Genomic DNA, 22,136 nt, shown 5'->3' on the forward strand with positions numbered 1-22,136 from the left:
AGCTTTTTTTGCGTTTAAAAGTAATGTACCATCTTATTCTAGATTAGTACTTGTACTATAGCATCAATCTGTTTCTAGTCAAATCCATCGCATTACCTAATTGCAGTTACCGCAATATGGATCGATTGAACGGGGAATATCCGGAAAAGAAGGCTTTTCTGTCGATTTTCATTGTATTCTTTCGAAAATCAGGGTAATTGGAATCAAGATGCAATGAAGATCAACAGAAAAGGTCCAAAATATCTAATCACTTCGGCATGCATGGCGGCGATACGATCGGTGTTCCCTCAATCCAGGCTTCGTGAGAATCCCGAACGCCAAGTCGGATATATCGGCTCCCAGCCATATTCTAGGCGCGCCTTGGCATTCGAAGCGCCACGTTCGCCACGCTCCTTACCCGGTATATAATTGGGTTCGGGCGCCCCCAATGCACGCGCATAAACAGGAAGCCATTCCGTCGCGGCGGCAGGCTCGTCATCCACTATATTTACCGGTCCGGAAGGCCATCCAAGCGCGAGCACAGCCGCGTTCGCCGCATCCTCCACATGGATGAAGGAGCTAACCCCTTCGGTTGCGGGCATTTCCTTTCGCAGCACTTGCTCCGCTATATGACCGTTGCGCTCGTACCATGTTCCGGGGCCATAGAACCTTCCATACCGCAGTATCACGAACTCCGGTATTGCGGTAACGGCTTGTTCCAAAGCGACGACCCCGTCCACCATTCTACTCCGCGGCTCGGGTGCGTTCAAATCCAAAGGAGTATCCTCTGAGGCATGCCCTTCTCCTGGTTCGTAGGCCCACGAAATACTTTGCGCGATGATGCGCGTTACCCCTGCCGCCTGTGCAGCTTCGACCAGATTTCGGGTACCTTCCTTTCGGATCCTTGAGTTCTCGAGAAAGTTCATTTCACTTAATGAGGTGAGTTGATGGATAACGGCATTCGGCCGGGCTTCAGCGACTGCCGCAATGACAGCTTCCTGGTCGTATACATCGGCTAACAGCACACGTGCGCCCACATTTTCCATAATTCGCGCATTTCGCTCGCTGCGAGTTATTGCCACGACCTCATGTCCGGCCTGCAGTAGCTTTGGAAGCAGCTGCCGACCTACTGCCCCGGATCCTCCCGCCACAAAGATTCTCATACATTTACCTCCATGTTGTTTTTTTAGGTCGCCAAGACCATTCTCATAATAGAAGACAAAGATGACGATACTTTTGTGACATTAGAGGTCGTCTTTCAAAGTTCCGGGATATTCATCGTTTATTGTTCATGTCCCATCCAATCTATGTAACAACGTATAACTAGGGTTTGTTTCCCAGGCTTCAAAGGGCACAAAACACGTTGCATTCATCGCATCTAACAATCTGGATCTCTGCTGCGGTCTTGTTACGTACTCCCCAATATTCGATTCATCGATTTTTATGTATCTAGCTTCGAGTATCTCTTCTTCTTGTATTTTTATTTCGCCGCTTACGTATTGAGCTCGGAAACATACGGACAAAACTTGTTTTGTTGTATTCATATAAACACCTGTTATCCCTACTGGTTTAATAACGATGCCCGTCTCCTCAAGGAACTCTCTGCAAATAGCCACATCGAGGGGTTCCCCCAATTCGACATTTCCACCGGGCATTTCCCATGTATCTGAGCGCCAATGTGTTCTAAGCAGCAATACCTCGCCACTCTCATTTGTGACTAGAGCTGCAACCGAAATACATTGTTTAGGAACTTGGTACTCCAAACAGATCCCTCCTTCGTATTCTATCATTAGACGATTCCATTGATTGGAAAGTTTATCTAAACTGCCCATTAAAAAGGCTTAACGACCATAAGCACGGTTATCGCGATCATCAGCAGCTGTGCCGCCGACTCGATCGGCGTGATCTTTTTCATCGCCCGTGTGAACTCGGCAGGAACCTTATCCCCTTGACCGTCACTTCCGTATACGATCTGCATGATCTTCTTCATACGCGGTTCGATCAATCCGCTGATTGTCGCGACCATGAGCAGCGATAAAAGGATGGATAGATTCAGCCACATTTGAGATAACCCCATCTTAGTTATGATCATAAGCCAAATCCCGGTAACTATCAGTACGGCCCCGCCAATTTTAGGCAGTATGGCAAGCTTTGTCGTTATACCGAAAGCAAAGCGCAGCTGGTCGGCGGTTCTGGCGGACCTTCGGATGACGGGCACCATGAAAGCGGGACCGATTACGGCAATCGAAGCCAATATATGCAAAACGAGCAGCAATCCAAACAAACCGTTCATCTCCTTCTCCCTCTTAACTTACCGAAATATCGCTTCGATAAGCGAGGCCGACCCTTTTCCTTTTAAACGGTCCTGCGAGCTCGAGATGGTTCAGCATACAATTCGCCACATCCTCATAAGTGACATTCAGCTCTTGAAGCCGGCTGAACAAATGACCGGCTACTTCGGCCTCGGAAAATTCCTTTATCGTCTCCGAAATTGGCACGGGCAAGGTTTCCGTTGTCACATGCAGTCGTACCGGCGCCGGATGCTCGATCGAATCAACCATCGTTCCCGGACACATCACGGACCAATCGAGCTGAGTCCGCTGCAGCCGCTCGAGATTCCGGTTATGATTTTGGAACATGGGCGGGAAGCCGGGCAAATTGTTGCCGATGAAATTGGTATACGGGATATCCAGTAAGCCTGCGCCTCCCATTAACCATACCCGCCCAGAGAAACTGGGGTGGTTTTCACATTGGCTTATAATGTTATCGACGATACGAACGAACTCTTCTCCCTGGCCTGCGTGGCCGGCTGCAATAATAGCGGCGTCTTGATGCGAAAGCGCCTCGCGTACGCTTACCGGGTCCATGATATCCTGCACGGTCACCTTCACATGCTGTGCGGTATGCTCGTCTTGCTGTTCATAAAGCTTTTCAGCACTTCGCACAAATGCGGTCATTTCGTGTCCCATTTTAACCCCTTGTGCAAGCACTCTTCTTCCCGTATTTCCCGTTGCTCCGAAAACAATGATTTTCATCGTCTTTTCCTCCTCTACATGGATCCGCAATTTTCAACTTTGGATTGACTCAAGCATAGCATCGCTCTAAAATCTTGTTAAGAACCCACTTTCATGTAGGGTACTCACTTAAAAGTAAGCATGAGCATGGAGGGATATCATGTTTGTACGCGCGGAAGCAGGGGAGGATAGGAAATGCCCTATCGAGACGGTGATTCAAGTCGTAGGCGGGAAGTGGAAGCCTTTGATCCTATGGCATTTGATGGACTCCAGCAAGAGGTTCAGTGAGCTGGAGAAGCTGATTCCCGAGGTAACCCAGAAAATGCTGGCGCAGCACCTTCGTGAGCTGGAGAACGACAGGTTGGTGACACGTACGATTTATCCTTCGGTCCCTCCCAAAGTGGAATATGCACTAAGTGAATATGGAGAGACGCTAATCCCGGTTTTGGAAGTTATGTGCGAATGGGGCGAAAATCATAATGGGCTCAGCTTGAAGCCGGCTGCTCACGTAACCGCAAATCCGGTGTAGGATTTTAGAAAGAAAACAGCGGCGGTTAAGACTCGAACATAAAGTCTTAGACCGCCGCCACTTTTGTTGCCTTTATTTCTTTACAATCGGAATCCATACCTCGCAACGATAATCTTCGGACATCGTATCTCCCGGCGGATAAAGCTCGAAATCCGGACCTTCGGCCTGCTCATACCCTATATTCGGGAACCACTCCTGGTAGATACGGCCCCATACCTCTTGGATTGCTCCAGGCATTGGACCAATGGAGGTAAAGACGGCCCACGTGGCGGCCGGAATCCGGATGAATTCAAACTCACTGTCAGCCGTTGCCGCATCGGTCTCTACCGCGATCGCGTATTTAAACACCTCTCCCCCCTGCTGCGAATCATAGCAAAGACCTAGAATGTCTTGGGTTTTTCCTAGTAAAGCCACTCTTCCTACTGTTCCGTTCGCGTGACTATCTTGCCAAAACTTCGGAATCTCCCTTGAATTCTCTCCTTCAATTGTGGATGTTCGGATTGATTTTCCAACGACGGTGAACGCCTCTTTTTGCACAATTCTGTAGTTCATTTCTTTGTCTCCCTTCAATGATAGATGGAAGGAGATGCGAGGAAAGGCTTTCAGCTGAACGCCGGGATTCCGGGCCTCGGAGGGCGAAATGCCGTGCAGCTTGCGAAACGCCTTGGAGAACGACTCCGGAGAATCGTAACAATACTTCATGGCGACATCGATCACCTTCGGACCGGATAGCGCGAGCTCTTGTGCCGCCAAGCTCAATCGCCGTTTCCGAACGTACTCAGCTACGGTCATCCCTGTCAGCATAAAAAACATCCGCTGAAAGTGATAAGGGGAGGAGCACGCAGCCTTTGCAAATTCCGCAATATCCAGCGGCTCTTCCATCTTCGCTTCCATCAAGTCGAGCGCCGACATCATTCGATTCAGCCATTCCATTCGCAAAAGCTCCTCTCTAAGAACAGAGTATCACGTCCAGGCGATATCATCCTGTCATTGTGTGCAGTCGTTTGACAGATATGATCGCTGATCTGATCGTTTTTTATATGAAGATAAGGAGCCTCCACTATCATTTCAGCTCCTTAACGTACGGAGGTTTACCCGTCAGAATCGAATGAATTACTTGTCCTCGCGAAATAACAATGCACGAATTGCAAATCGGGGCAAGATCAACTGACGTTTCCATCTAGAAGGTTGTTGTATCAGCCTGTAAAGCCATTCCAAGTGAAGTCGCTTCCAACTTTCAGGAGCTGCCTTTACTTTTCCTGCAATGACATCGAGACTTCCGCCAACACCAATAGCAATTTTGGCATTAAGTTTTGATTTATACTTATGGATCCATCTCTCTGCATTAGGTGCTCCAAGTGCAACGACCAATATATCTGGTTTTAAAGACGCAATTTCTTCGACTATCATTTCTTCTTCACATTGTTTAAAGAATCCATGGTGCCTACCTCGTATAACAAGGTCGGGATATTTCTTGCCAATAACCTCACATACTTTTTGATTTGTGACCGGATCTGCACCCAGAAAATAAAATGACCATTTTTTTTGGTTTCCTGAATCAAGTAACTTTATCAACGTATCGTATCCAGTAACCCTTTCGGGTATATTTCCACCTCTTAAACGAGATATCATGACAATTCCTATACCGTCGGCCGTAATAAGACCAGCTTCATCTACGATTGAACGTAACGACCTGTCCTTCTGACATGCCATAGTGATCTCTGGATTAACCGTAATTACGTGAAAAAGTTCGGGTCGATTCTGTTCAATAACATGAGTAAGAATCTCGACGGTACGATCTAATGTGATTTTGGGGAAATGAATTCCCATTACTTTAGCGTATTTCTCCACAATGCATGTCCACCTTCATTTAAAGTTGCCCATATTTTAACATGGTTTCGGTTTCCAATCCATCTACCCTTTTTACAGTTATATTTACAGGGACATACAATAATTTACATTTCACCTCATAGAATGAATGGTGCTTAAACCATTCGGAGAGGTGAACTTGGTTGAAGAAATTGTTTGTTACCGGTATTCTTTTGACATTTCTATGCATGATCTTTTTTCCAGCGTCTAGTTATGCAGAAACCGCAAAGTTGAACAGCAAGTATGCGGGATACACCCAATTCATAGTCATTGATAAGTCGACAAACAAGTTGACCTACTACGAAAAGGGAAAAGCCATTAAGACCTTCTCTGTAGCAACAGGCAAAAAGCCATCGTACACGCCTGAAGGACTGTTCAAAATTCACGAGAAAATCAAAAACAGGCCTTACTACAAAGAGAAAATCAAAGGCGGTGATCCAAAGAACCCCCTCGGAGACCGCTGGCTAGGTCTAGTAGTGAAGAAAAACGGGCAAACGTCGTACGCGTATGGCATCCATGGCAATAATGATGAATCTTCCATTGGCAAATACGTATCTGCAGGATGTATCCGAATGCATAACAAAGATGTCCGTTGGCTGTATGATAAGATCAAAGTCAATACGATGGTTCTCATTCAGAAATAATTACCTCGTACAAGTTGAGTATCGTTCAGAGCAAAGGCTGCCGGATCAATCTATCGGTAGCCTTTGTTTGTTTTGATTTTATATTAGAAGGGAATGAAGGATGTTTCCCTTGGGAAAAGAATCCCTACCAATTTTTCGATATCGGCATGACGGAATCCAACTTCCGGATAATCGAGCAACAAATCATCAATCCCCTTCCAACCGAAAATAAGTTGAGTCAACGATTCCTGAGATATGTTAAAGTCCCCGCCATCCAGATTGCATTGTTTTACCTCAACCATCCTTCCATTTTCAAATGCGAACGCGATGCCACGCATCTTCTTCCAAAGATTTATTGTGAAACTGCCAGTATATCCTTCCATAACGGAATTGCTTATTCTTCGTTCCAATACCGCGGTAATTGTTTTGAAAAATCCAACAAGGTCGTTGATCTGAATGTAACCCGGGTACCCTCGCAAAGTTTGCAACGACGCCTCTGGCAGTACTGTATAAAACGGATGTTCCTTCCCCAATACGAAGGAGATTCCTTGAAACGATTCATTACATTTGGATGCTAGTTTTTCACCATATTCAGCTAAATAATTTAGCATAACCGTTTTTAAATCTAACCAAGATATACCGTCAATTAGTTCCATTAAATAAACAGAAACGTTGGATTGATTCAGCCCGTGGATATCTAATGCGATGAAACCAATATTTTCGCCCAGATCATTTTTTATTATTTTCACACCGTCGGGGAAATTAGTGGAAGATGCAAACTGGTCGTTATACATATAGCGATATAACAGATACCTGATCTTAGCCTCTCGATATAATTTCCCGCAGAATTCGAGATCACTGTCGACCGCATCACTTATTGTGTACTTATTGGCATACTCTTCAACAAAGTGTTCTTTTGAGAAATCCGAATAGAGTTTCCCCTCCTCGTTAGGCCTAGCCACAGCATATTCTCCGAATTGCGTATAATACCACGGACGACCAATAACACAGTTCACAACAATATTGTTATCTTCGAAAAATTGATGTGCCACTTTAAAAAGATATCGAACGAATCCCTGATTTCGATACGACGGGTCGGTACTAACAAGATCGATTCGGGCTGTTCGAATTTGTTGACCGCCATAACACGAGATGCTTGGTATGATTGCCATGGAGGAGGCGATTTTGGTCTTCCTAGTGTCTTCTAGAATTAGAAATCGGTCCGGCTCGGGGGAGCAATACTTATTAACCATCATTGAACGAACCCAGCGATCGCAGTCCTCATTTTCTTGGTTACGTACGAGAAATGCCGCAAGTTCATCGATATCTCCGCTATTGGCAAATCGCACCGAAAAGTTGCCGTCAAGGACATCCAAATATTCTTTATTCATACAATTACCACCCTTCGTTTTGCTATGATGAGCATAAACCAACTCCTTCTCTACAGCGTATATAAAGAATTTATCTTACTGTTTTTTTACAGCAAAAAAAAGCTCATCTGGATTTACCCAGACGAGCTTTTTATCCGTTTCGTGTAAACAATTTTTTTAATACTGTCGTCAGAAAGACAGTATTTTTGTGATAACTGTGTTATTGATGCTCCTTGAACATAATCGGAGCGTATTAGTTCATTTCTTCGAGCTAAATCTTCTTTACTTCCTGTTCGGGTACCCCATTGTTTCCTGGAGCCTTTTGAATTTGGAATGTAAACATATTCACCTTGAACGTACTTTGAATTTCTTCAAGTAAAGCAGGGGGAAAAACTGTTTTGGCTTTAAGGTATTTCATTTTGCTCCGCTCCTTAAAAAAATATTTTTAAGGGTGCAAAATCTTCATCTCTCACACTCGATCACTCCAAGTATTTGAGAATCTAGACTTTGCTGGAGCATCCTAATTATTGTTAGCACATCATGATATTCTAACCCCCTTTAAAGAATCTCCATGAATCTGCATCATTCTTTACTACCTATTGAACGAATTAATAAAATTCCCGAAAAGGCTGCAAGAAGTGCTCGGATTTCTGATTTCCACAATATATCTATATAAAAAGGAAGACCAAACCCGAACCACTGTATCCAATATAAACCAGGAATAAAGATTAAAATGGCTAGAATAATCCCGATAATAAAGATCTGCCATCTAACATTTATCTGTCCCTTTATTACGTTGTATAAAGCTTTCCACTCAATTAGGATACCAAAAATGAAGAACAGTAGAGTCATCCATATATAAGAACTTAATGTTGGACTCAGCGATTTATTTGCGTCTTGTACTTGATAATACGCTTTATTCATCAAATAAAGTAAAGATAACATTCCGATTATTATTAATGAAAAATAAACAAGTTTCAGTTTCAAAACATCCCTCCTTTGATCATTACTATTTCGGTTTTGTGTTTTGCATTCCTGCCAGTTTGCCGAACAAAAAAAAGTGGAACAGTTGCCGCGGCAAGCTATTCCACTTTCGTGCCCGTTAATTTTAAGAACGACTTACCCTCAGGACCTTTGTTCATACAGCTTAACGATTTCAATGATGGTATTCACAGCCTGCACCATATTATCAACTGAAACATACTCGAACGGCCCGTGGTAATTTTCCCCGCCTGTGAAAATATTCGGTGTAGGCAACCCCATGTAGGATAGCTGGGAGCCATCCGTGCCACCGCGAATCGGTTGAGTAATCGGCACGATTCCAAGGTTTTCAAGTGCTTGTCTGGCGATGTCCACTACTTCCATTACAGGCTCGATCTTTTCCCTCATGTTGAAGTATTGATCTATGATTTCGAGCTCAATTCGCTTTTCTCCGTATATTTTCTGTAATTCTTCTACGATACGAGCCAGCTCGGACTTTCTCTCCTTGAACCGATTGCTGTCATGATCCCGAATCAAATAACGAAGCTGTGTTTGCTCGACGTCGCCCTGAATGGAAGTCAGATGATAGAAGCCTTCATAGCCTTCCGTCTTCTCGGGAGTTTCATCAGCCGGCAGTTTTCCATGCAGCTCCATGGCTATTTTGGCAGCGTTGACCATTTTACCTTTGGCCGTGCCGGGATGAACGTTCTTCCCTTTACAAGTAATGATGGCCGTTGCAGCGTTAAAGCTTTCGTACTGGAGCTCGCCAAGAGGGCCGCCATCCATCGTATAGGCATATACTGCGTCGAAGGCGGACACATCAAACTTATGTGGGCCTCTGCCGATTTCTTCATCCGGAGTGAAAGCCACTCTTACTTTCCCGTGTTTCAGTTCCGGATGTCGAATCAGATAAGCCATCGCGGTCATGATTTCCGCAATACCGGCTTTATCGTCAGCTCCGAGTAATGTGGTACCGTCTGTCGTTATCAACGTATGGCCTTTGTAGCCGGCCAGCTCCGGAAAATCGCGCGGCGAAAGGACAATATTCCGTGCTTCATTCAAGACAATGTCTTGTCCGTTATAATCTTCTACGATTTGCGGCTTCACGCCTGCTCCGGTAAAATCGGTGGCCGTATCCATATGAGCGAGAAAACCGATTGTTGGAATCTTTTTGTCCGAATTGGCCGGAAGGGATGCCATTACATATCCGTTCGAATCCACCGTGACTTCCTGCATACCTATTGTTTTCAGCTCGTCGACAAGCATTTGGGCCAGCACGAGCTGCCCTGGTGTTGAAGGGCAAGTTTCGCTGCCCTCATCGGACTGTGTGTCAACTTGTGCGTAAGCAATAAACCGATTCATGATCTCCGTTTTCATGATCTTATCTCAACTCCAATCTTTTTTTATTATATCCTTAATAACTATGTTCTCACCACTTCTCTTCAGGAGGACGCATGAGCTTCCTGCAAGCGTCGCTTTTTACCTTTAACCGATAAGAAGAAACAAATAAACAAAACTAGACACGCCAGCGCATACGGATAATTGACATCCATATCGAATAAAAAACCGGCTGCAATTGGCCCTGCAATATTGCCAAGACTGGTAAAGGCAGAGTTCAAGCCGGCGACATAGCCTTGCTGATCCTCAGCCACCATGGACATTTGCGTGCTGATAGCCGGTCGTAATATATCGATCGCTAAAAATACAACAAAGGTAACAGCAAAAATCATCCAGAATTTGTGAACAAAAAGCGTCAACAAAATAAACAAGCCCGCAAAGAAAAGACAAAGCGAAATGACTCGCTTCTCTCCAAAACGCTTCAAAATCCAGCTGAAAGCCGTAACTTGTACCACAGCGCCGGCTATGGATCCGAACGTGATGATAAAGGCGATATCCTTTGGCTCAAAACCGAATTTTTGATCCACAAACAGTCCAAAGATCGTTTCAAAATTAGCAAGCCCGAACGACATAACAAAAACGATGATCAAGCTTAAAAAATAGGGTTCTCTATAGGAGTACCTCAATTGCGAAAGAAGACCTTTCCGTTCAACTACGGTAGTTGGATGATCGGAACTATTTTCTTTTGAAGGGAGCGATTCCCTAAGAATTAACAATGTGATGCATGCAGCGAAAATTCCTGCAGCCGCCGCGGCATAAAAAGGCACGCGGATGCCAAATTCGGCAATATAACCACCAATGCCCGGTCCAATAATAAAGCCGGTTGTAATGGCTGCTGTAATATACCCCATCCCTACAGCGCGTTCTTCCGGTGTGGTGATATCTGCGGTGTAAGCCATAACGGCCGGCATAATCATTGCAGCGCTGATGCCACCCAGCAACCTCGATGTAAAGAGTAGGACAGGTGAACTGGCTACCCCAAACAACACTTCAGAAAAGGCGAACAAAATCAAGCCGATGACAATCATTCTTTTTCTGCCGAAGGAATCGGACAACCGGCCGGCCAACGGAGAGCAAAGAAATTGCGTTAGTGAGAAAGCGGCAACCAACAAGCCGATAATCCCCCCGGTAATTCCCAAACTCTCCATAAACTTCGGCATGATGGGGATGACAAGGCCGATCCCCGAGAAGACTAGAAGTAGATTGAACATGAGTATCAGTAAGGCTCCACGATGTTTTGTCAATAATGCCACTCTTATTTCCTCCATCATCAAAAAATACTGAATCTTTATTCAGGATTATAGCAAAAAAAAGCTAGCGGGTCGGCTTAGCAATGCCATGCAGAAACACATCCATAGCCAACCGATACGCCTCAAGCGCTTCCTCTCGTTCCATTTTCCGGCTATGTTGATTTAACCCAAGCAGCAAACTGTCTAAAATAATAGCGAGGCCGGAAACATTCGTGATTTTGAATTCATTGTTATCGATCCCCTTCTGGAGCAACTGCTCATTAAAGTCAATGTATCCTTTGACCATATCGTTAATTCGATCCTCCACACCCGGAGCTTTCTCCGAGTTGTTGAAAAACTCATCAGCGGCCTTCGTCAGCGGATGACTCAGTTGATCGAGCGCCAAATATTCGGCCATGCCATATAATTTATCGATTGTAGTTGGGTATAGCTTTTCCTTGTCTTGCCATGTCTTATCCCATTCGCCGTTCCATTCTTCAAGTAAGTATAAAAAAAGGCCTTCCTTGTTCTTAAAATGATAATAAATGTTACCGGTACTGCACCCGGTCGCTTTCACAATGTCTTCAATGGATGTTGCTTTATAGCCTTTTTGAGCAAATAAAGCTCTTGCTGCATCGGCCATCTTCTTCTTCGTTTGCTCGGTTTGCTGTTTCTTTTTATTCACACCTACTTCACCTCTTTCTGGCCGGCTTAATACTGAACATTTATTCAGTATTATATTCGATGCGTGAAGTCTTTGCAAACCTTATTCCACGTCGTCCGTTTATGTTGGTTGGATTGCGCCTTAATTCTTTTGATGGAAATCATTTCTAATATGTACTGAGCAGTGTTTGTATGGTATGATCTTCGTGATTTAAAAGAAAGGTGGATCTATGTTGGGAAAGTTTATTTTCTGGGGTTTCATGTTCATTGCAGGAATTGGAATTGGGATTTGGTATGGTAATACCGAGAATTACGATACTCCCGAAAACATAATATTGCTTTGCTTAGGTGTGATTATCTTTTCGTGTATAATAGCCATTATTCATGCTAATTATGTTTTGCATTTATCCAAGAATATGAACGAGGTTGAGAGATACCTCGGGAAGTTAAAGAAACGAGTTTACTTTTCTGCACTAATGGATATGTTAGATGGTGATTTCGAGGCAGCTGCGAAAAAACTCGATCGTATCCAAGGTAGGCGCCAGCGGGCGACCTTAGAAGTCATTCTACACATTGAACGAAAAAATATCGACAAAGCAAAAGAAGCAGCAGAGCAAATATTGGATCCATCGATCCGATATACTTATTTCGCTGTTATTGCCATGCTGCAGAATGACTGGTCAGCATATGAAATAATGAAAAATAAAATTAAGAGAAAAAACTTGTTGTATGGACTTGAAGCGGATGCTTCTTATCGAAAAGGCGATCTTGAGCAAGCGAAAGTGTTTGGAGATCTTGCCATTTCAACTTCATCTGGACTGCAACGTTTTACCTATATTAAATTGTTAAAACGTCAAGCGAATAATCCGAATCGGGAAAGTTATTTTTAAGTAACTCCGCGCCTGAATCGGCAAACGGAAAAAAGCCGCAAATGAGCGGCTTGATATCGCGAACCTGACGATGAACCTGACGAAGTTCGGTTTGCGACTATCGTTTCTCGACCTTCTCGTAAAATTCCAGTGTTGTATAGAATTCCACTTTGCCGTTCTCAATCAAAAACTCTTCATAACACCCGCCCGCAGCCTTGTAATCGGGATGCTGCTCCAACCATTTATTAAACGTAACCCAGTCTTTCTCCAGAAAATGATGCACTCCTGATGCTACGGCAAACGTTCCGCCTTCATAGTCCTTTATTTTGACTTTATCGGCCCCCGATTGGTTCCAATCTTCATCGTTGCATTTATAGAACACCTCGCAAAACGTTTCGTGTTCATCCGTTTCGCCATACTTAACACCCAGTTTAAAGGGGACATTTGGTGCCAAGCGATGCTTCTCAACCCAATTGATCATGACATCGAACGCCTCATATTTCAGTTTGGCAGCATCATTGCCGATTGCCCGATAGTACACGGCTTTATAAGGCTCCATTTCGATTATTATGTTGTCAGAAGGCTGCTTGATCGGAACGTAGATATCCATTTCAGGCGGCGTAAGACAGCTACGCTTGTCATAATACTCAATAACAGCATAGGGTGAATCGCGAAGATGCCCAGTACGATAGGTGGTGTTCAGAATCCAATCGTCATAGACATAACCCAGAGTTTGACCTATAGTTTCCGCAGGAGGTCCTACATGCGTTGCCTTGGCATACATCAACGGAGGAATTCTTTTACCTGCTGCGCCGTGCGGAATTGAATCGATATCCACTACTTCAAACCCAACAAAATAGATGAACTTACCGTCTTCGTCAAATTGGGAAAGGGCATATTCCGCGTCTTCTTCCGGTTTCACCCTGTTTGTTACGTTTGAAAATAACTGCTGACAGTTCTGAAAATAATACTCCCACACGCTAGCAATCGACATTTCCCCCTGCTCATTGCCTATGCGCCCCTCTACCCCGAGCAAATACATCGAAGGTCTTTTCACGATTTCAACTTCGACCATGTTGAGAATTCCTCTCTTCATCTCCGCTTTTGTCATTTCGCCAAGCGCGTACCTTCTTTTCTTGTAGCTCTCGGGTGTAATGCCATAAACACGCTTGAAGGCACGGCCGAACACATCATGCGACTCAAAGCCGAATTCGTACGCGATATCGACGATTTTTTCTTGCGTTGTAATCATTCGCTTCGCGGCGAAATGTAGTTTTCTTCTCATCACGTAATTCATCGGCGTGTATCCCGTTTGAAGGGTAAAAAGCTTGAAAAATTGTGACTTGGAGTACGCACCAATTTCGGCTAGTTTGTCGCTGTCCAAAATTTCCTTTACGTGTTCGTCGATGTAATCAATAACCTCTTGAATTCGTGTTTCCAGTACTTGTCACCTCCAGCTGAAAATCATTATATAGTCCCATATAAATCTCTTCTCGACGATTATTCCGTTCTTGCAAAAAGTGAAGCAACTGCCACTGCGGCAAGTTGCTCCATTTTTAGCAGGGAATCCAGCTGAGATTACAACGATTTCCGCATGAATTGCATTATATACTTTTCTTCGAAGCCAAGGCTGTCGTACAGATTTCTAGCATGATTCCCGACAACACACCAAAGGTCGACGTTTGTATTGCCACGCTGATAGATCTCGTTACATAAATACATAACAAACTTTCTTCCGATCCCATGCCTCTGGAAGTCTGTACGGACGGAAATACTGCTGAGTTCGTTACCTGAAATGTGGCTATAAGCGACGATTTCCCCATCTATTTCGTAGACAAAACGGTCTTGCGCATCCTCTTTCCATGCTCTTCGTCCTTGTTCACTAGGCTGAGCAACGACAGAATCCGGAAAGCACCCGACACGGACGCGCATTTCATGGAAAGCTGTGGCATACAGCGACTGACTGGCAAGATAGTCTTCGTCCGTATACTGCCTCACCGGAAGCTCCTCTAGAGGAAAGGGGGCGCCCGATCGCTGCATCAAAGCCGATGCAAAGTAACTGTCATAACCGAGCTTGTGCGCAAACGCGAGAGATGAGTGATGACCGACACGAAAAGAACTCCTGACATTTTGAGTTCCTCCCGCCCGCAATACGGTTTCAGCATGCTTTACCACTGCAGAACCGATTCCTTGTCTGCGAAACTGTGGAGCGACAAACACAGTGAAGTACGACTGAGATGCAGGCTCGTTCACTTGGGCCAGCGCAACAAGTGTATTCTCAATATACGCGGTAATAAATAATTTCGGCTCTTCGGCAAGCACCCGAAGAATGTTTTTACCCCCGTCGAGGTCATCGCTTAATAAATCTCTGACGGCATTATAATCTTTTTCACTGAATTGTTCGTATCGGATACCTGCTATATTCATTTGCTTTCGATTCCTCCGTTTATTAAAAATCAAATATTGTAAAAAACCGTTTTGCCTTCAAGAAAAGGTTCACAGAAATGTTCTAAAAGACCTGGTATATTTTCGCGTATCCACTCATGCTTTTCTGTTCTACTTACCAAAAATGCGTAGTATCCGCTTATCGCCAATAACATGAAGTCTTCCAACTGCGAAATGTCTATACTTCCGGAAATCATATTCGTGTAGCCGGAAAGCAGGTCATCCCGTAATTCTTTTTTAGTAAATAGGGCACCCATGGCGAGGTCCATTGTGTAATATCCAAACCCTGATAAACCGAAGTCAATGAACGAAATTCCCCCGGATACGCGGATTAAGTTGCTGCTGTTCACGTCGGCATGGATGAATCCCCATGTTTCGAACGTTTGGCTCAACCCTTTCATACGGTTAGTTATCAGCGAAAATGCTTGTTCAAGAATTTGAAATTCCATGGTGGTGATAACACCCATTTCTTCGCCTGATCGCAGCTGAGTCAACATGGTGTTTATCCACTCTAACCCATATTCGGGTCGAATAAAACTTGAACGATGTTTAAAATTCCGCGAAAACTGATGTAAATATGCAATTTGCTTCCCCAAAGCACGAACCGCATTCTCACTGGTGAAATCATTCTTGGACATGGTTTCCCCGAAAATCCATTTCAAGATTGAACAATGCACTTCTTCGCATTCAATAACAACACTTGTTACGAAATCACCGTTTCGATTCGGAAAAGGGATTTGAACAGGCAATTCGGAATGAGACGACCAGGCTGACAAAAATTCTAATTCCGATTGAATCGCTTCGCGCATGTTCTGTACGCCCTGCATGTTTTTTGTGATCGGTTTATGCAATCGCAGCAGGTACGTCTCCTGATCCTTTTTCCGTTACCTTGTATGTAATGTTTTCATTATGACGAATGAATTCCACGATCGGGTCGATAATAGAATAGTGAAGCAAAACTTCCTTAAAACACTTCGAATAATCCATGGTATTTGGCCCTCCTCAAACTCCCTTACCCTATTTGCGCCGCGGTCGCTTAAATAACATACAATTTATTCAGAAAAAGTAATAGACTTATGTTGAAATTTTTTATAGAATATTATGTATCTATGGCTTTTTTAGGGTTGCGTCTACTTACCGGTACATAATTTGTGCCGGTTTTATTTCTTTTATCAACGTAATCTGCCCAGATAATCAAACAAAAAAAGCAGAACAGCTGCCGCGGCATACTGCTCCACTCTCGTCGTTTTTTACGGATAGGAATTATGGAACAATTTCAAAAATAGTACCTTGGTTAAAATCAGCCACTTTCATCGAGCCATAAACTCCTAAATAAAGTCTGGTTTGATCCAGATTCGATCCCAAACTAACATAATAAGCGGATTGAGATCCAAAATTATAATCGGTTTCAATCACGCTAAAATCATTGAGCTTACAATCTGTTCTGACCCTGGTATAAGCTAAAACCCCTCTAACTGGAGGTCGTGATTCTTCTTTCCGGGCAAGATCGGTAAACACGACGCTTCCCGTTAAACCGGGGATTCCATTCCCCATATAAGGCTGGACTCCCGTAAGCGCGGTACCCCCGAATTTATCGGGCCTTGGATCTTGATGATAATAACTTGTTAAAGGCGGAAGACGCTTCACTGAAGTTGTTATGGCTTCATTGTAATATGCAATTATTTTCTCATCCAAGGTTGGATTTGCTGAGCAGCCCCTAATGAAAGAAGTTGGAAAAGCACCCTCCCACCCTCGCCAACCAAAGTTAATAAATCCTTCTTGGTCTGGTACGGCATTCATCGAATAAGCTTGAATAAGCTGGGTAACCGGTATCGGTTTATAATGAACGAATGAAAAAATCGACTCTACCAAATCTTGTCCGACAATTCCCACATATTTGATGTACTGATTGTAGAACCTTTGAAATGAAATGCCCGGTATATTGCGAACCCCTTTGGCAATGACCGTAAGCGTCTCCTGAATAGGCGCGGGAAGTTCATGAAAACGTGTGACTACGGGTGGATTATCAATCATTGTATTCTTAGCTATATCAATTTCAATAATTTTGCCGGCGATTTCCATATCGTCCTGACTTGCATTAAACGGATCATAGCCTGATCCGCCATCCCCGGTTGTCAAAACAAGTTTTCCTGTTTCAGGTGAAAAATTTAAGCTATTGACGCCATTATGATTTAAAAACGGTCTTCTTAAGTTAAGCAATGTCCGTCGTTTTTGAGGCCCGCCATTCGGTTGTAAAATCCATTCTTCTACCGTATCGATATGATCATATTGAGTTTCTCTATTGGTCCATCTTAGGTTTAAAGTTCCGGGATCGCACGGGTTAGGCTTAAAAGATTCAAAAGCACTTGCAGGTGCACCCGGAAGAGCACCTGGACCTTGGGTTCCAGCTTCCGAAAAATGAAGATAGAAAAGGCCGTTATAATAAAATTGAGGATGAAACGCTAGCCCTATCAATCCCCGTTCATCATAACCTCCGCTCGAAGCACCTAGTTTTAAGATTCGCGGGCGAATATCTAAAAAAGTCTTTATAACTCCGTTTCGTATGTAAAAGATCTCGCCTACCTGGGTTGCAACAAATAAGCTTTCAATTGGGTCACCCGGAAGAAAAGTTGTTTTCAAAACAGTGGGCATATTGATCTTACTCACAATGGGCCATAAACGAACTTTAACTTTGTTCAACTTAGCTTTACACTCCTTCCTATTGTTTTCTTTTATATTTTTATGATTAGAACTGTTCTATTAGTACCAATCCGTGTGCCGGGCAATATAAGAGCGCCCCATCATACCGAGGCGCTCCTAATGTTTTCTTAAAATATGTAGCGGATTAACCGCCAAACCCAATTTTATACCCATCTAAATCTTGAATAATAAATTCTTTCCACCCAGAATCTGACACATTAATTTCAGAGTGAATCATTGCTTTCTTTGCTTTAAATTCTTCAAAAAGTTCTTCATGGGAGTTTGTATAAACCAGAATATCCCATGGCGGACCACCAGGAATGCTACTGATTGGCTTTACATCCTCAGCACTTTTTGCTTCGTACATTAGAAGGAATAACCCTTCACGTGAAGTATGACCACAGTCGTCATGCTCACACCCCAGTACTTCGTTTATTTTCTGGATTCTGTAAGATTGGACACAAGTAGAAGAGTGGGCCCTGTATTGATCTTTCTTATTACTTCCTGATTACCTGCGATGTTCTCCGCTTTTTGCTCTGACATGATTTCTTCATTATTTTTCATATTCTCATTCCCTTCTCGGTTCAACCCATGTTGTCCGATGTAACGTTCACATTCTGAAACAATCCTGTTCCATTAAAGACATTCAAGCCCAAATATCCATCTGAATAGGTCTTATCGATTAAGTCTATCATTAGGCTGCCGTCGAGATAGACTTGGATATGATCCCCGTTCGCGATAACCTTCATGCGATACATTTGATTAGGGACTATTTTGGTATGCTTTACAGCGATTGGATGCCAAGGTTTCCAAAGCTTCACATGTTGTCCGCCAAAGTCGATATTCGCACAATAAAAGCCATTCGCTCCGGGAGTGGCTCTAAACATCAATGCGGCGGCGCCACCTTGAACGCATAAGTCCGTTTCATATACAAAATCCCGTGCTGAAGTGGACGATAGGATAAACACATCACCATCACCGCTTCCCAACATACCGTTGTCTTCTTCCGACCATTCGCCGTTCAGCGGCGTCAAATTGTCAAGATTCGTCTTAAAGTCCGGCACTCTGCTCTTCACATGGCAAACAGCCGTTTGTTTACTTGAAGCGGTTATGCCTGTTATAACAGCCGAGCCCCGACTTAAAGCAGTAACCGAAACCTTTCCATCTCCTAGATCGTTCAATTGAAAGACGTCGTTGTTCGCCTTCCAGGAGATGGTTTCGTTGGGTGCCGTTCTCGGAAATATGCTGCCTTCCAGTGTAAAGCTTTCACCCGGTTTTACCGCTACGTGGTATTTATCGACAAGTAAAGCCAAAGGTTCAGCTGAATCTGTTACCTGCGTAACGTTTACATTTTGAAACAATCCGGTTCCACAAAATACATTTAAGCCCAAATATCCTTCCGAATAGCTTGAATCAATTAAATCGATCATCAGGTCGCCATCGAGATAGACTTGGATACGATCCCCGTTCGCGATAACCTTCATGCGATACAACTTATTACGGACGATTTCGGTATTCTTGACAACAATTGAATGACATGGTGCTTTCCAAAGCTTTACATGTTGCCCCCAATAGTCGATATTCGCGCAATAAAACCCGGTTGCATCGGCAGATGCTCTAAACATTAATGCGGCGGCAGTACCCCATTCAATGCAAATATCCGCTTCATAGACAAAATCGCGCGCCGATACCGAAGAAATCATGAAAACATCTCCATCGCCGCTTCCGACCATTCCTTTGTCCTCTTCCGACCATTCACCGTTAAACGTCTTCAGATTCGTAAGATTCGTCCTAAAGTCCGGAACACTACATCTCACATGACAAACCGCCGTTCGTTTACTTGAAGAGGTCACGCCGGTTATGACAGCCGTGCCTTGTTTTAAAGCTGTTACCGACAGCTTTCCGTCGCCAAGATCATTCAGTTGTACTTGATCGTTGCTCGTACTCCACATCATGCTTTCGCTCTGCGCTGTTTTGGGAAAGATACTGCTCCCAAGGGTAAAGCTTTCACCCGGCTTTACTGCTACGTTGCTTTTATCGACAAGTAAAGCCAGAGGTACACTCGAATCGACATCACTTAAATCCGTTACTTTCAGTTCTTTGATAGTGACGGTATCGCCTACCCCAGTCGCTACACCAACCATGCATCCGGGGATCTTCGCAATTCCAGCTTTCTTTAATTCCATATACGGCTCTTCTTCACTAAACACCCGTACCTCTCCATTAACGGTAAGGAGCATATAGTCATGATGCAAAATCCAACAAATGTGGACGAACTCGTTAATCGGGATCTTGCCCTTGCCGGCAACCGGATATGAATTTCCGAATACATGATCGCGGACGTGCAACTCGCTTCGATTCCATTCCCAGTTAAAAACCACGCCGCCGGTACCGTACTTTAAATGAAGATTTGACGAATTTGTTTTGGCAATTAAATCAATTTTAATCGGTAAGGCATATGCTTCCGGAAAAACGGTGGCGCCATTCGCATCATTCTGGCAAACCAAAGCCAGTCCTTCATCCGTTCTAGTCAGTTGTGCGCTTCCGATCGATACGAGCTCTTCAAGTGCTACTTGACGCTCTTTCATGTTAGCAACTTGTTTCATTTGACTTTACAACTCCTTTGAAATATTTTCCCTTACAGTTATTTTGATGCCACATGATGTCGCAAACCTGACTTATTGAAGAAATAAATATTTGAGTACCTTGGATAAAGCAAAAGAGACCCAAAGCAATCGGCTTCGGAAAGTATTCTTTTACGGACGAGTGTACTAGTCTTCGACAAAAATCCTTCGTGCGATCGGGCATTCGATATGTTACCATGGACCTATAGACTTGAAGGATGGAGTTTGAAAATGAATTCCCTATTGACGACGTACATTACGCTAGTATGCGTATCGGGTGTATTCAATGTGTTTCTCAGTGTTTACGCGTACTCCAGGCGAAAAGAAATCCCCGGAGCCAGTACTTTTATCGTGTATACGGCAGCGATAACGATCTACTGTTTCGGATACGCATTCGGATTGACCAGCAATACGTTAGGGGAAGTTAAACTTTGGACGACGGTTGAATATATCGGTATGCCGTTCGCTGCGCCGTTAAGTTTGATGCTCGTGCTGAATTATCTTGGCAGGAAAGTATCGCGGACAACCGCCATAATCATGTTCGTCGTTCCGGCGATTACTTTGATCATGGTAGCGACGAACGACTACCATCATCTATACTACAAGACAATGCAACTGAGCGAAGGTAAGCCGGCTTGGTTCGTTACATTCGATATCGGGGAATGGTACATCGCCCACGGTATCTATACGTTCAGCTCTCTGCTTGCCGCAGCTGTGTTGCTGTCAGCCCGCTGGAGACAGACAAGAAAGAAATTCAGACCCCAATTGGTTACCCTGATTTGCGGACAATTCATCCCGATGTTCGCCGCTTTCCTCTATTTGATGGGTTTGGCGCCGGGCGGCGTCGATCCCGTGCCAATCGTCATGTGCATCACTTCCGCTTTATACATTTGGGCGATGGTTTCTGCCAGAATGCTTACGGTCGTCCCTATTGCCAAAGAAACTATTTTCGAAAGCATGGGGGAAGGCGTTATCGTGCTTGATTCTGCGGAACGGCTCATCGATTTCAACCGCGCTGCAACCGACATGATCCCTTCGCTCCACCCTTCCCTGATCGGCACGACGTTGGACGAGGTTTGGATCGGCCTAACCGGTTCGCCTTTTCCCGTTGCCCGTCATCTGGACGGCATGCAAGGGGAATTATCGTTGACTGCCTATGGCGAAGAACGCTGCTATCAAGTTCGCGCTTCCGTTGTCAGGCATCGGAACAGCGAGCAGGCAGGTAGCCTGCTTATGCTAATCGACGTGACGGAGCTGAAACGACTTCAGCGGAATTTGGAGCATCTGGCCTTCTATGATGGCCTCACTCAAATCTACAACCGCACACAATTCATTCACCGCAGTCGTGAACTGCTTAAAGGATCCTTCGACGAGGGGCGTTCGTTCTCGATCGTACTGTTCGATATCGACCATTTCAAGCGCGTGAACGACACATACGGTCATGAGACGGGCGACCGGCTCCTCATCCATGTCGTATCCGTATGCAAGCGGATGCTCTCTGCGGACATGCTGTTTGGCCGTTACGGCGGCGAGGAATTCGTACTCGCGCTTCCCTCCGCTTCACTGCAGGAAGCTGCCGCGTTAGCTGAGCATTTGCGCGCGGCGCTGGAAGCCGAGCCGCTTCCGATGGCAAGCGGTTCGGTCGCCGTCACTTCTAGCTTCGGCGTGACGCAGACCGCTCATACGATCGATACGCTGGAATCGCTTCTTCGCGCCGCCGATGAAGCTCTCTATGTGTCCAAGCGCAACGGCCGCAATCGAGTTAGTGTGTATAGGGAACAAGGTGAACTGGCGGCTCAATGAAAGACATATTCCGGACCATTTTACACACTGGACGAACAAA

Annotated in this window: 24 protein-coding genes; 4 read left to right on the forward strand and 20 right to left on the reverse strand. The window is 44.5% G+C overall.

All coding sequences use genetic code 11. The annotated features are described in order from the left end of the window. Nucleotides 1-287 precede the first annotated feature (287 nt). The 4 genes from AC0LWM_RS20830 to AC0LWM_RS20845 form a co-directional block, all read right to left on the reverse strand. Entirely contained in the window at nucleotides 288-1,142 is an 855-nt protein-coding gene (locus AC0LWM_RS20830) for an NAD-dependent epimerase/dehydratase family protein (protein WP_474676914.1), read from the reverse strand. Nucleotides 1,143-1,268: 126 nt separating this feature from the next. Next, nucleotides 1,269-1,769, reverse strand: coding sequence for an NUDIX hydrolase (locus AC0LWM_RS20835; RefSeq protein WP_474676915.1), 501 nt, complete (start codon nucleotides 1,767-1,769; stop codon nucleotides 1,269-1,271). A gap of 41 nt (nucleotides 1,770-1,810) precedes the next feature. Next, nucleotides 1,811-2,272 (reverse strand): DUF2269 family protein, encoded by a 462-nt coding sequence (locus tag AC0LWM_RS20840; protein WP_474676916.1) that lies wholly within the window; start codon nucleotides 2,270-2,272, stop codon nucleotides 1,811-1,813. A 13-nt stretch (nucleotides 2,273-2,285) separates the two neighbouring features. Beyond that, the gene (locus AC0LWM_RS20845; RefSeq protein ID WP_474676917.1) at nucleotides 2,286-3,014 is read right to left on the reverse strand and encodes an NAD(P)-dependent oxidoreductase; all 729 of its coding nucleotides are present in this window, start codon (nucleotides 3,012-3,014) and stop codon (nucleotides 2,286-2,288) included. A gap of 139 nt (nucleotides 3,015-3,153) precedes the next feature. Between AC0LWM_RS20845 and AC0LWM_RS20850 the strand changes: the two genes are divergently transcribed. Then, nucleotides 3,154-3,522 carry a winged helix-turn-helix transcriptional regulator gene (locus AC0LWM_RS20850; protein ID WP_474676918.1) on the forward strand — a complete coding sequence of 123 codons (369 nt, stop codon included), beginning with the start codon at nucleotides 3,154-3,156 and terminating at the stop codon, nucleotides 3,520-3,522. A 72-nt stretch (nucleotides 3,523-3,594) separates the two neighbouring features. On the opposite strand, the gene AC0LWM_RS20855 is transcribed toward AC0LWM_RS20850, so the two are convergent. Both AC0LWM_RS20855 and AC0LWM_RS20860 read right to left on the reverse strand, forming a co-directional pair. After that, entirely contained in the window at nucleotides 3,595-4,455 is an 861-nt protein-coding gene (locus tag AC0LWM_RS20855; protein ID WP_474676919.1) for an AraC family transcriptional regulator, read from the reverse strand. A 180-nt stretch (nucleotides 4,456-4,635) separates the two neighbouring features. Next, a complete protein-coding gene (locus AC0LWM_RS20860) occupies nucleotides 4,636-5,373 on the reverse strand; it encodes a WecB/TagA/CpsF family glycosyltransferase (protein WP_474676920.1) in 738 nt (245 codons plus the stop codon). Nucleotides 5,374-5,534: 161 nt separating this feature from the next. Here AC0LWM_RS20860 and AC0LWM_RS20865 point away from each other — a divergent pair, with 161 nt between their 5' ends. Next, entirely contained in the window at nucleotides 5,535-6,035 is a 501-nt protein-coding gene (locus AC0LWM_RS20865; protein WP_474676921.1) for a L,D-transpeptidase, read from the forward strand. Between the two features lie 83 nt (nucleotides 6,036-6,118). Here AC0LWM_RS20865 and AC0LWM_RS20870 read toward each other — a convergent pair whose 3' ends face one another. From AC0LWM_RS20870 to AC0LWM_RS20900, 7 genes are all read right to left on the reverse strand, one after another. Beyond that, the gene (locus AC0LWM_RS20870; RefSeq protein ID WP_474676922.1) at nucleotides 6,119-7,405 is read right to left on the reverse strand and encodes a GNAT family N-acetyltransferase; all 1,287 of its coding nucleotides are present in this window, start codon (nucleotides 7,403-7,405) and stop codon (nucleotides 6,119-6,121) included. A gap of 113 nt (nucleotides 7,406-7,518) precedes the next feature. Then, a complete protein-coding gene (locus tag AC0LWM_RS20875) occupies nucleotides 7,519-7,719 on the reverse strand; it encodes a hypothetical protein (RefSeq protein WP_474677002.1) in 201 nt (66 codons plus the stop codon). Next, nucleotides 7,656-7,802, reverse strand: a complete 147-nt coding sequence (locus tag AC0LWM_RS20880; RefSeq protein ID WP_474676923.1) for a hypothetical protein — start codon at nucleotides 7,800-7,802, stop codon at nucleotides 7,656-7,658. Before AC0LWM_RS20880 ends, AC0LWM_RS20875 begins: the two co-directional genes overlap by 64 nt. Nucleotides 7,803-7,966: 164 nt before the next feature. Beyond that, on the reverse strand, nucleotides 7,967-8,371 hold the full coding sequence (locus tag AC0LWM_RS20885) for a hypothetical protein (RefSeq protein ID WP_474676924.1): 405 nt from the start codon (nucleotides 8,369-8,371) through the stop codon (nucleotides 7,967-7,969). 138 nt (nucleotides 8,372-8,509) lie between these two features. Next, a complete protein-coding gene (pepT, locus tag AC0LWM_RS20890; protein WP_474676925.1) occupies nucleotides 8,510-9,742 on the reverse strand; it encodes a peptidase T in 1,233 nt (410 codons plus the stop codon). 65 nt (nucleotides 9,743-9,807) lie between these two features. Further along, the gene (locus AC0LWM_RS20895) at nucleotides 9,808-11,016 is read right to left on the reverse strand and encodes an MFS transporter (protein WP_474676926.1); all 1,209 of its coding nucleotides are present in this window, start codon (nucleotides 11,014-11,016) and stop codon (nucleotides 9,808-9,810) included. Between the two features lie 61 nt (nucleotides 11,017-11,077). Beyond that, entirely contained in the window at nucleotides 11,078-11,677 is a 600-nt protein-coding gene (locus AC0LWM_RS20900) for a TetR/AcrR family transcriptional regulator (RefSeq protein WP_474677003.1), read from the reverse strand. A 211-nt stretch (nucleotides 11,678-11,888) separates the two neighbouring features. On the opposite strand from AC0LWM_RS20900, the gene AC0LWM_RS20905 reads away from it, so the two are divergent. Beyond that, nucleotides 11,889-12,545 carry a hypothetical protein gene (locus tag AC0LWM_RS20905; protein ID WP_474676927.1) on the forward strand — a complete coding sequence of 219 codons (657 nt, stop codon included), beginning with the start codon at nucleotides 11,889-11,891 and terminating at the stop codon, nucleotides 12,543-12,545. Nucleotides 12,546-12,642: 97 nt separating this feature from the next. Here the strand turns inward: AC0LWM_RS20905 and AC0LWM_RS20910 are convergent, their stop codons facing one another. The 7 genes from AC0LWM_RS20910 to AC0LWM_RS20940 form a co-directional block, all read right to left on the reverse strand. Beyond that, on the reverse strand, nucleotides 12,643-13,908 hold the full coding sequence (locus tag AC0LWM_RS20910) for a helix-turn-helix domain-containing protein (RefSeq protein WP_474676928.1): 1,266 nt from the start codon (nucleotides 13,906-13,908) through the stop codon (nucleotides 12,643-12,645). A 194-nt stretch (nucleotides 13,909-14,102) separates the two neighbouring features. After that, entirely contained in the window at nucleotides 14,103-14,951 is an 849-nt protein-coding gene (locus tag AC0LWM_RS20915) for a GNAT family N-acetyltransferase (protein WP_474676929.1), read from the reverse strand. A 29-nt stretch (nucleotides 14,952-14,980) separates the two neighbouring features. Beyond that, nucleotides 14,981-15,778 carry a phosphotransferase gene (locus tag AC0LWM_RS20920; RefSeq protein WP_474676930.1) on the reverse strand — a complete coding sequence of 266 codons (798 nt, stop codon included), beginning with the start codon at nucleotides 15,776-15,778 and terminating at the stop codon, nucleotides 14,981-14,983. A gap of 34 nt (nucleotides 15,779-15,812) precedes the next feature. After that, on the reverse strand, nucleotides 15,813-15,956 hold the full coding sequence (locus tag AC0LWM_RS20925; protein WP_474676931.1) for a hypothetical protein: 144 nt from the start codon (nucleotides 15,954-15,956) through the stop codon (nucleotides 15,813-15,815). Nucleotides 15,957-16,232: 276 nt separating this feature from the next. Further along, the gene (locus AC0LWM_RS20930; protein ID WP_474676932.1) at nucleotides 16,233-17,669 is read right to left on the reverse strand and encodes a PQQ-dependent sugar dehydrogenase; all 1,437 of its coding nucleotides are present in this window, start codon (nucleotides 17,667-17,669) and stop codon (nucleotides 16,233-16,235) included. Nucleotides 17,670-17,814: 145 nt separating this feature from the next. Further along, a complete protein-coding gene (locus AC0LWM_RS20935; protein ID WP_474676933.1) occupies nucleotides 17,815-18,036 on the reverse strand; it encodes a hypothetical protein in 222 nt (73 codons plus the stop codon). Between the two features lie 217 nt (nucleotides 18,037-18,253). After that, nucleotides 18,254-20,275, reverse strand: coding sequence for a 3-keto-alpha-glucoside-1,2-lyase-like domain-containing protein (locus AC0LWM_RS20940; RefSeq protein WP_474676934.1), 2,022 nt, complete (start codon nucleotides 20,273-20,275; stop codon nucleotides 18,254-18,256). A 249-nt stretch (nucleotides 20,276-20,524) separates the two neighbouring features. Here AC0LWM_RS20940 and AC0LWM_RS20945 point away from each other — a divergent pair, with 249 nt between their 5' ends. After that, the gene (locus AC0LWM_RS20945) at nucleotides 20,525-22,096 is read left to right on the forward strand and encodes a histidine kinase N-terminal 7TM domain-containing diguanylate cyclase (RefSeq protein ID WP_474676935.1); all 1,572 of its coding nucleotides are present in this window, start codon (nucleotides 20,525-20,527) and stop codon (nucleotides 22,094-22,096) included. Nucleotides 22,097-22,136 lie beyond the last annotated feature (40 nt).

The sequence above is a fragment of the Paenibacillus sp. sgz302148 genome, from assembly GCF_056120465.1.

Excerpts from the sequence above, each read along its gene's own strand:
- AC0LWM_RS20830 (WP_474676914.1), bottom strand. The coding sequence starts at position 1,142 with ATGAGAATCTTTGTGGCGGGAGGATCCGGGGCAGTAGGTCGGCAGCTG.
- AC0LWM_RS20835 (WP_474676915.1), bottom strand. The coding sequence starts at position 1,769 with ATGATAGAATACGAAGGAGGGATCTGTTTGGAGTACCAAGTTCCTAAA.
- AC0LWM_RS20840 (WP_474676916.1), bottom strand. The coding sequence starts at position 2,272 with ATGAACGGTTTGTTTGGATTGCTGCTCGTTTTGCATATATTGGCTTCG.
- AC0LWM_RS20845 (WP_474676917.1), bottom strand. The coding sequence starts at position 3,014 with ATGAAAATCATTGTTTTCGGAGCAACGGGAAATACGGGAAGAAGAGTG.
- AC0LWM_RS20850 (WP_474676918.1), top strand. The coding sequence starts at position 3,154 with ATGTTTGTACGCGCGGAAGCAGGGGAGGATAGGAAATGCCCTATCGAG.
- AC0LWM_RS20855 (WP_474676919.1), bottom strand. The coding sequence starts at position 4,455 with ATGGAATGGCTGAATCGAATGATGTCGGCGCTCGACTTGATGGAAGCG.
- AC0LWM_RS20870 (WP_474676922.1), bottom strand. The coding sequence starts at position 7,405 with ATGAATAAAGAATATTTGGATGTCCTTGACGGCAACTTTTCGGTGCGA.
- AC0LWM_RS20880 (WP_474676923.1), bottom strand. The coding sequence starts at position 7,802 with ATGAAATACCTTAAAGCCAAAACAGTTTTTCCCCCTGCTTTACTTGAA.
- pepT (WP_474676925.1), bottom strand. The coding sequence starts at position 9,742 with ATGAAAACGGAGATCATGAATCGGTTTATTGCTTACGCACAAGTTGAC.
- AC0LWM_RS20915 (WP_474676929.1), bottom strand. The coding sequence starts at position 14,951 with ATGAATATAGCAGGTATCCGATACGAACAATTCAGTGAAAAAGATTAT.
- AC0LWM_RS20920 (WP_474676930.1), bottom strand. The coding sequence starts at position 15,778 with ATGCGCGAAGCGATTCAATCGGAATTAGAATTTTTGTCAGCCTGGTCG.
- AC0LWM_RS20925 (WP_474676931.1), bottom strand. The coding sequence starts at position 15,956 with ATGGATTATTCGAAGTGTTTTAAGGAAGTTTTGCTTCACTATTCTATT.
- AC0LWM_RS20935 (WP_474676933.1), bottom strand. The coding sequence starts at position 18,036 with ATGTACGAAGCAAAAAGTGCTGAGGATGTAAAGCCAATCAGTAGCATT.
- AC0LWM_RS20940 (WP_474676934.1), bottom strand. The coding sequence starts at position 20,275 with ATGAAACAAGTTGCTAACATGAAAGAGCGTCAAGTAGCACTTGAAGAG.
- AC0LWM_RS20945 (WP_474676935.1), top strand. The coding sequence starts at position 20,525 with ATGAATTCCCTATTGACGACGTACATTACGCTAGTATGCGTATCGGGT.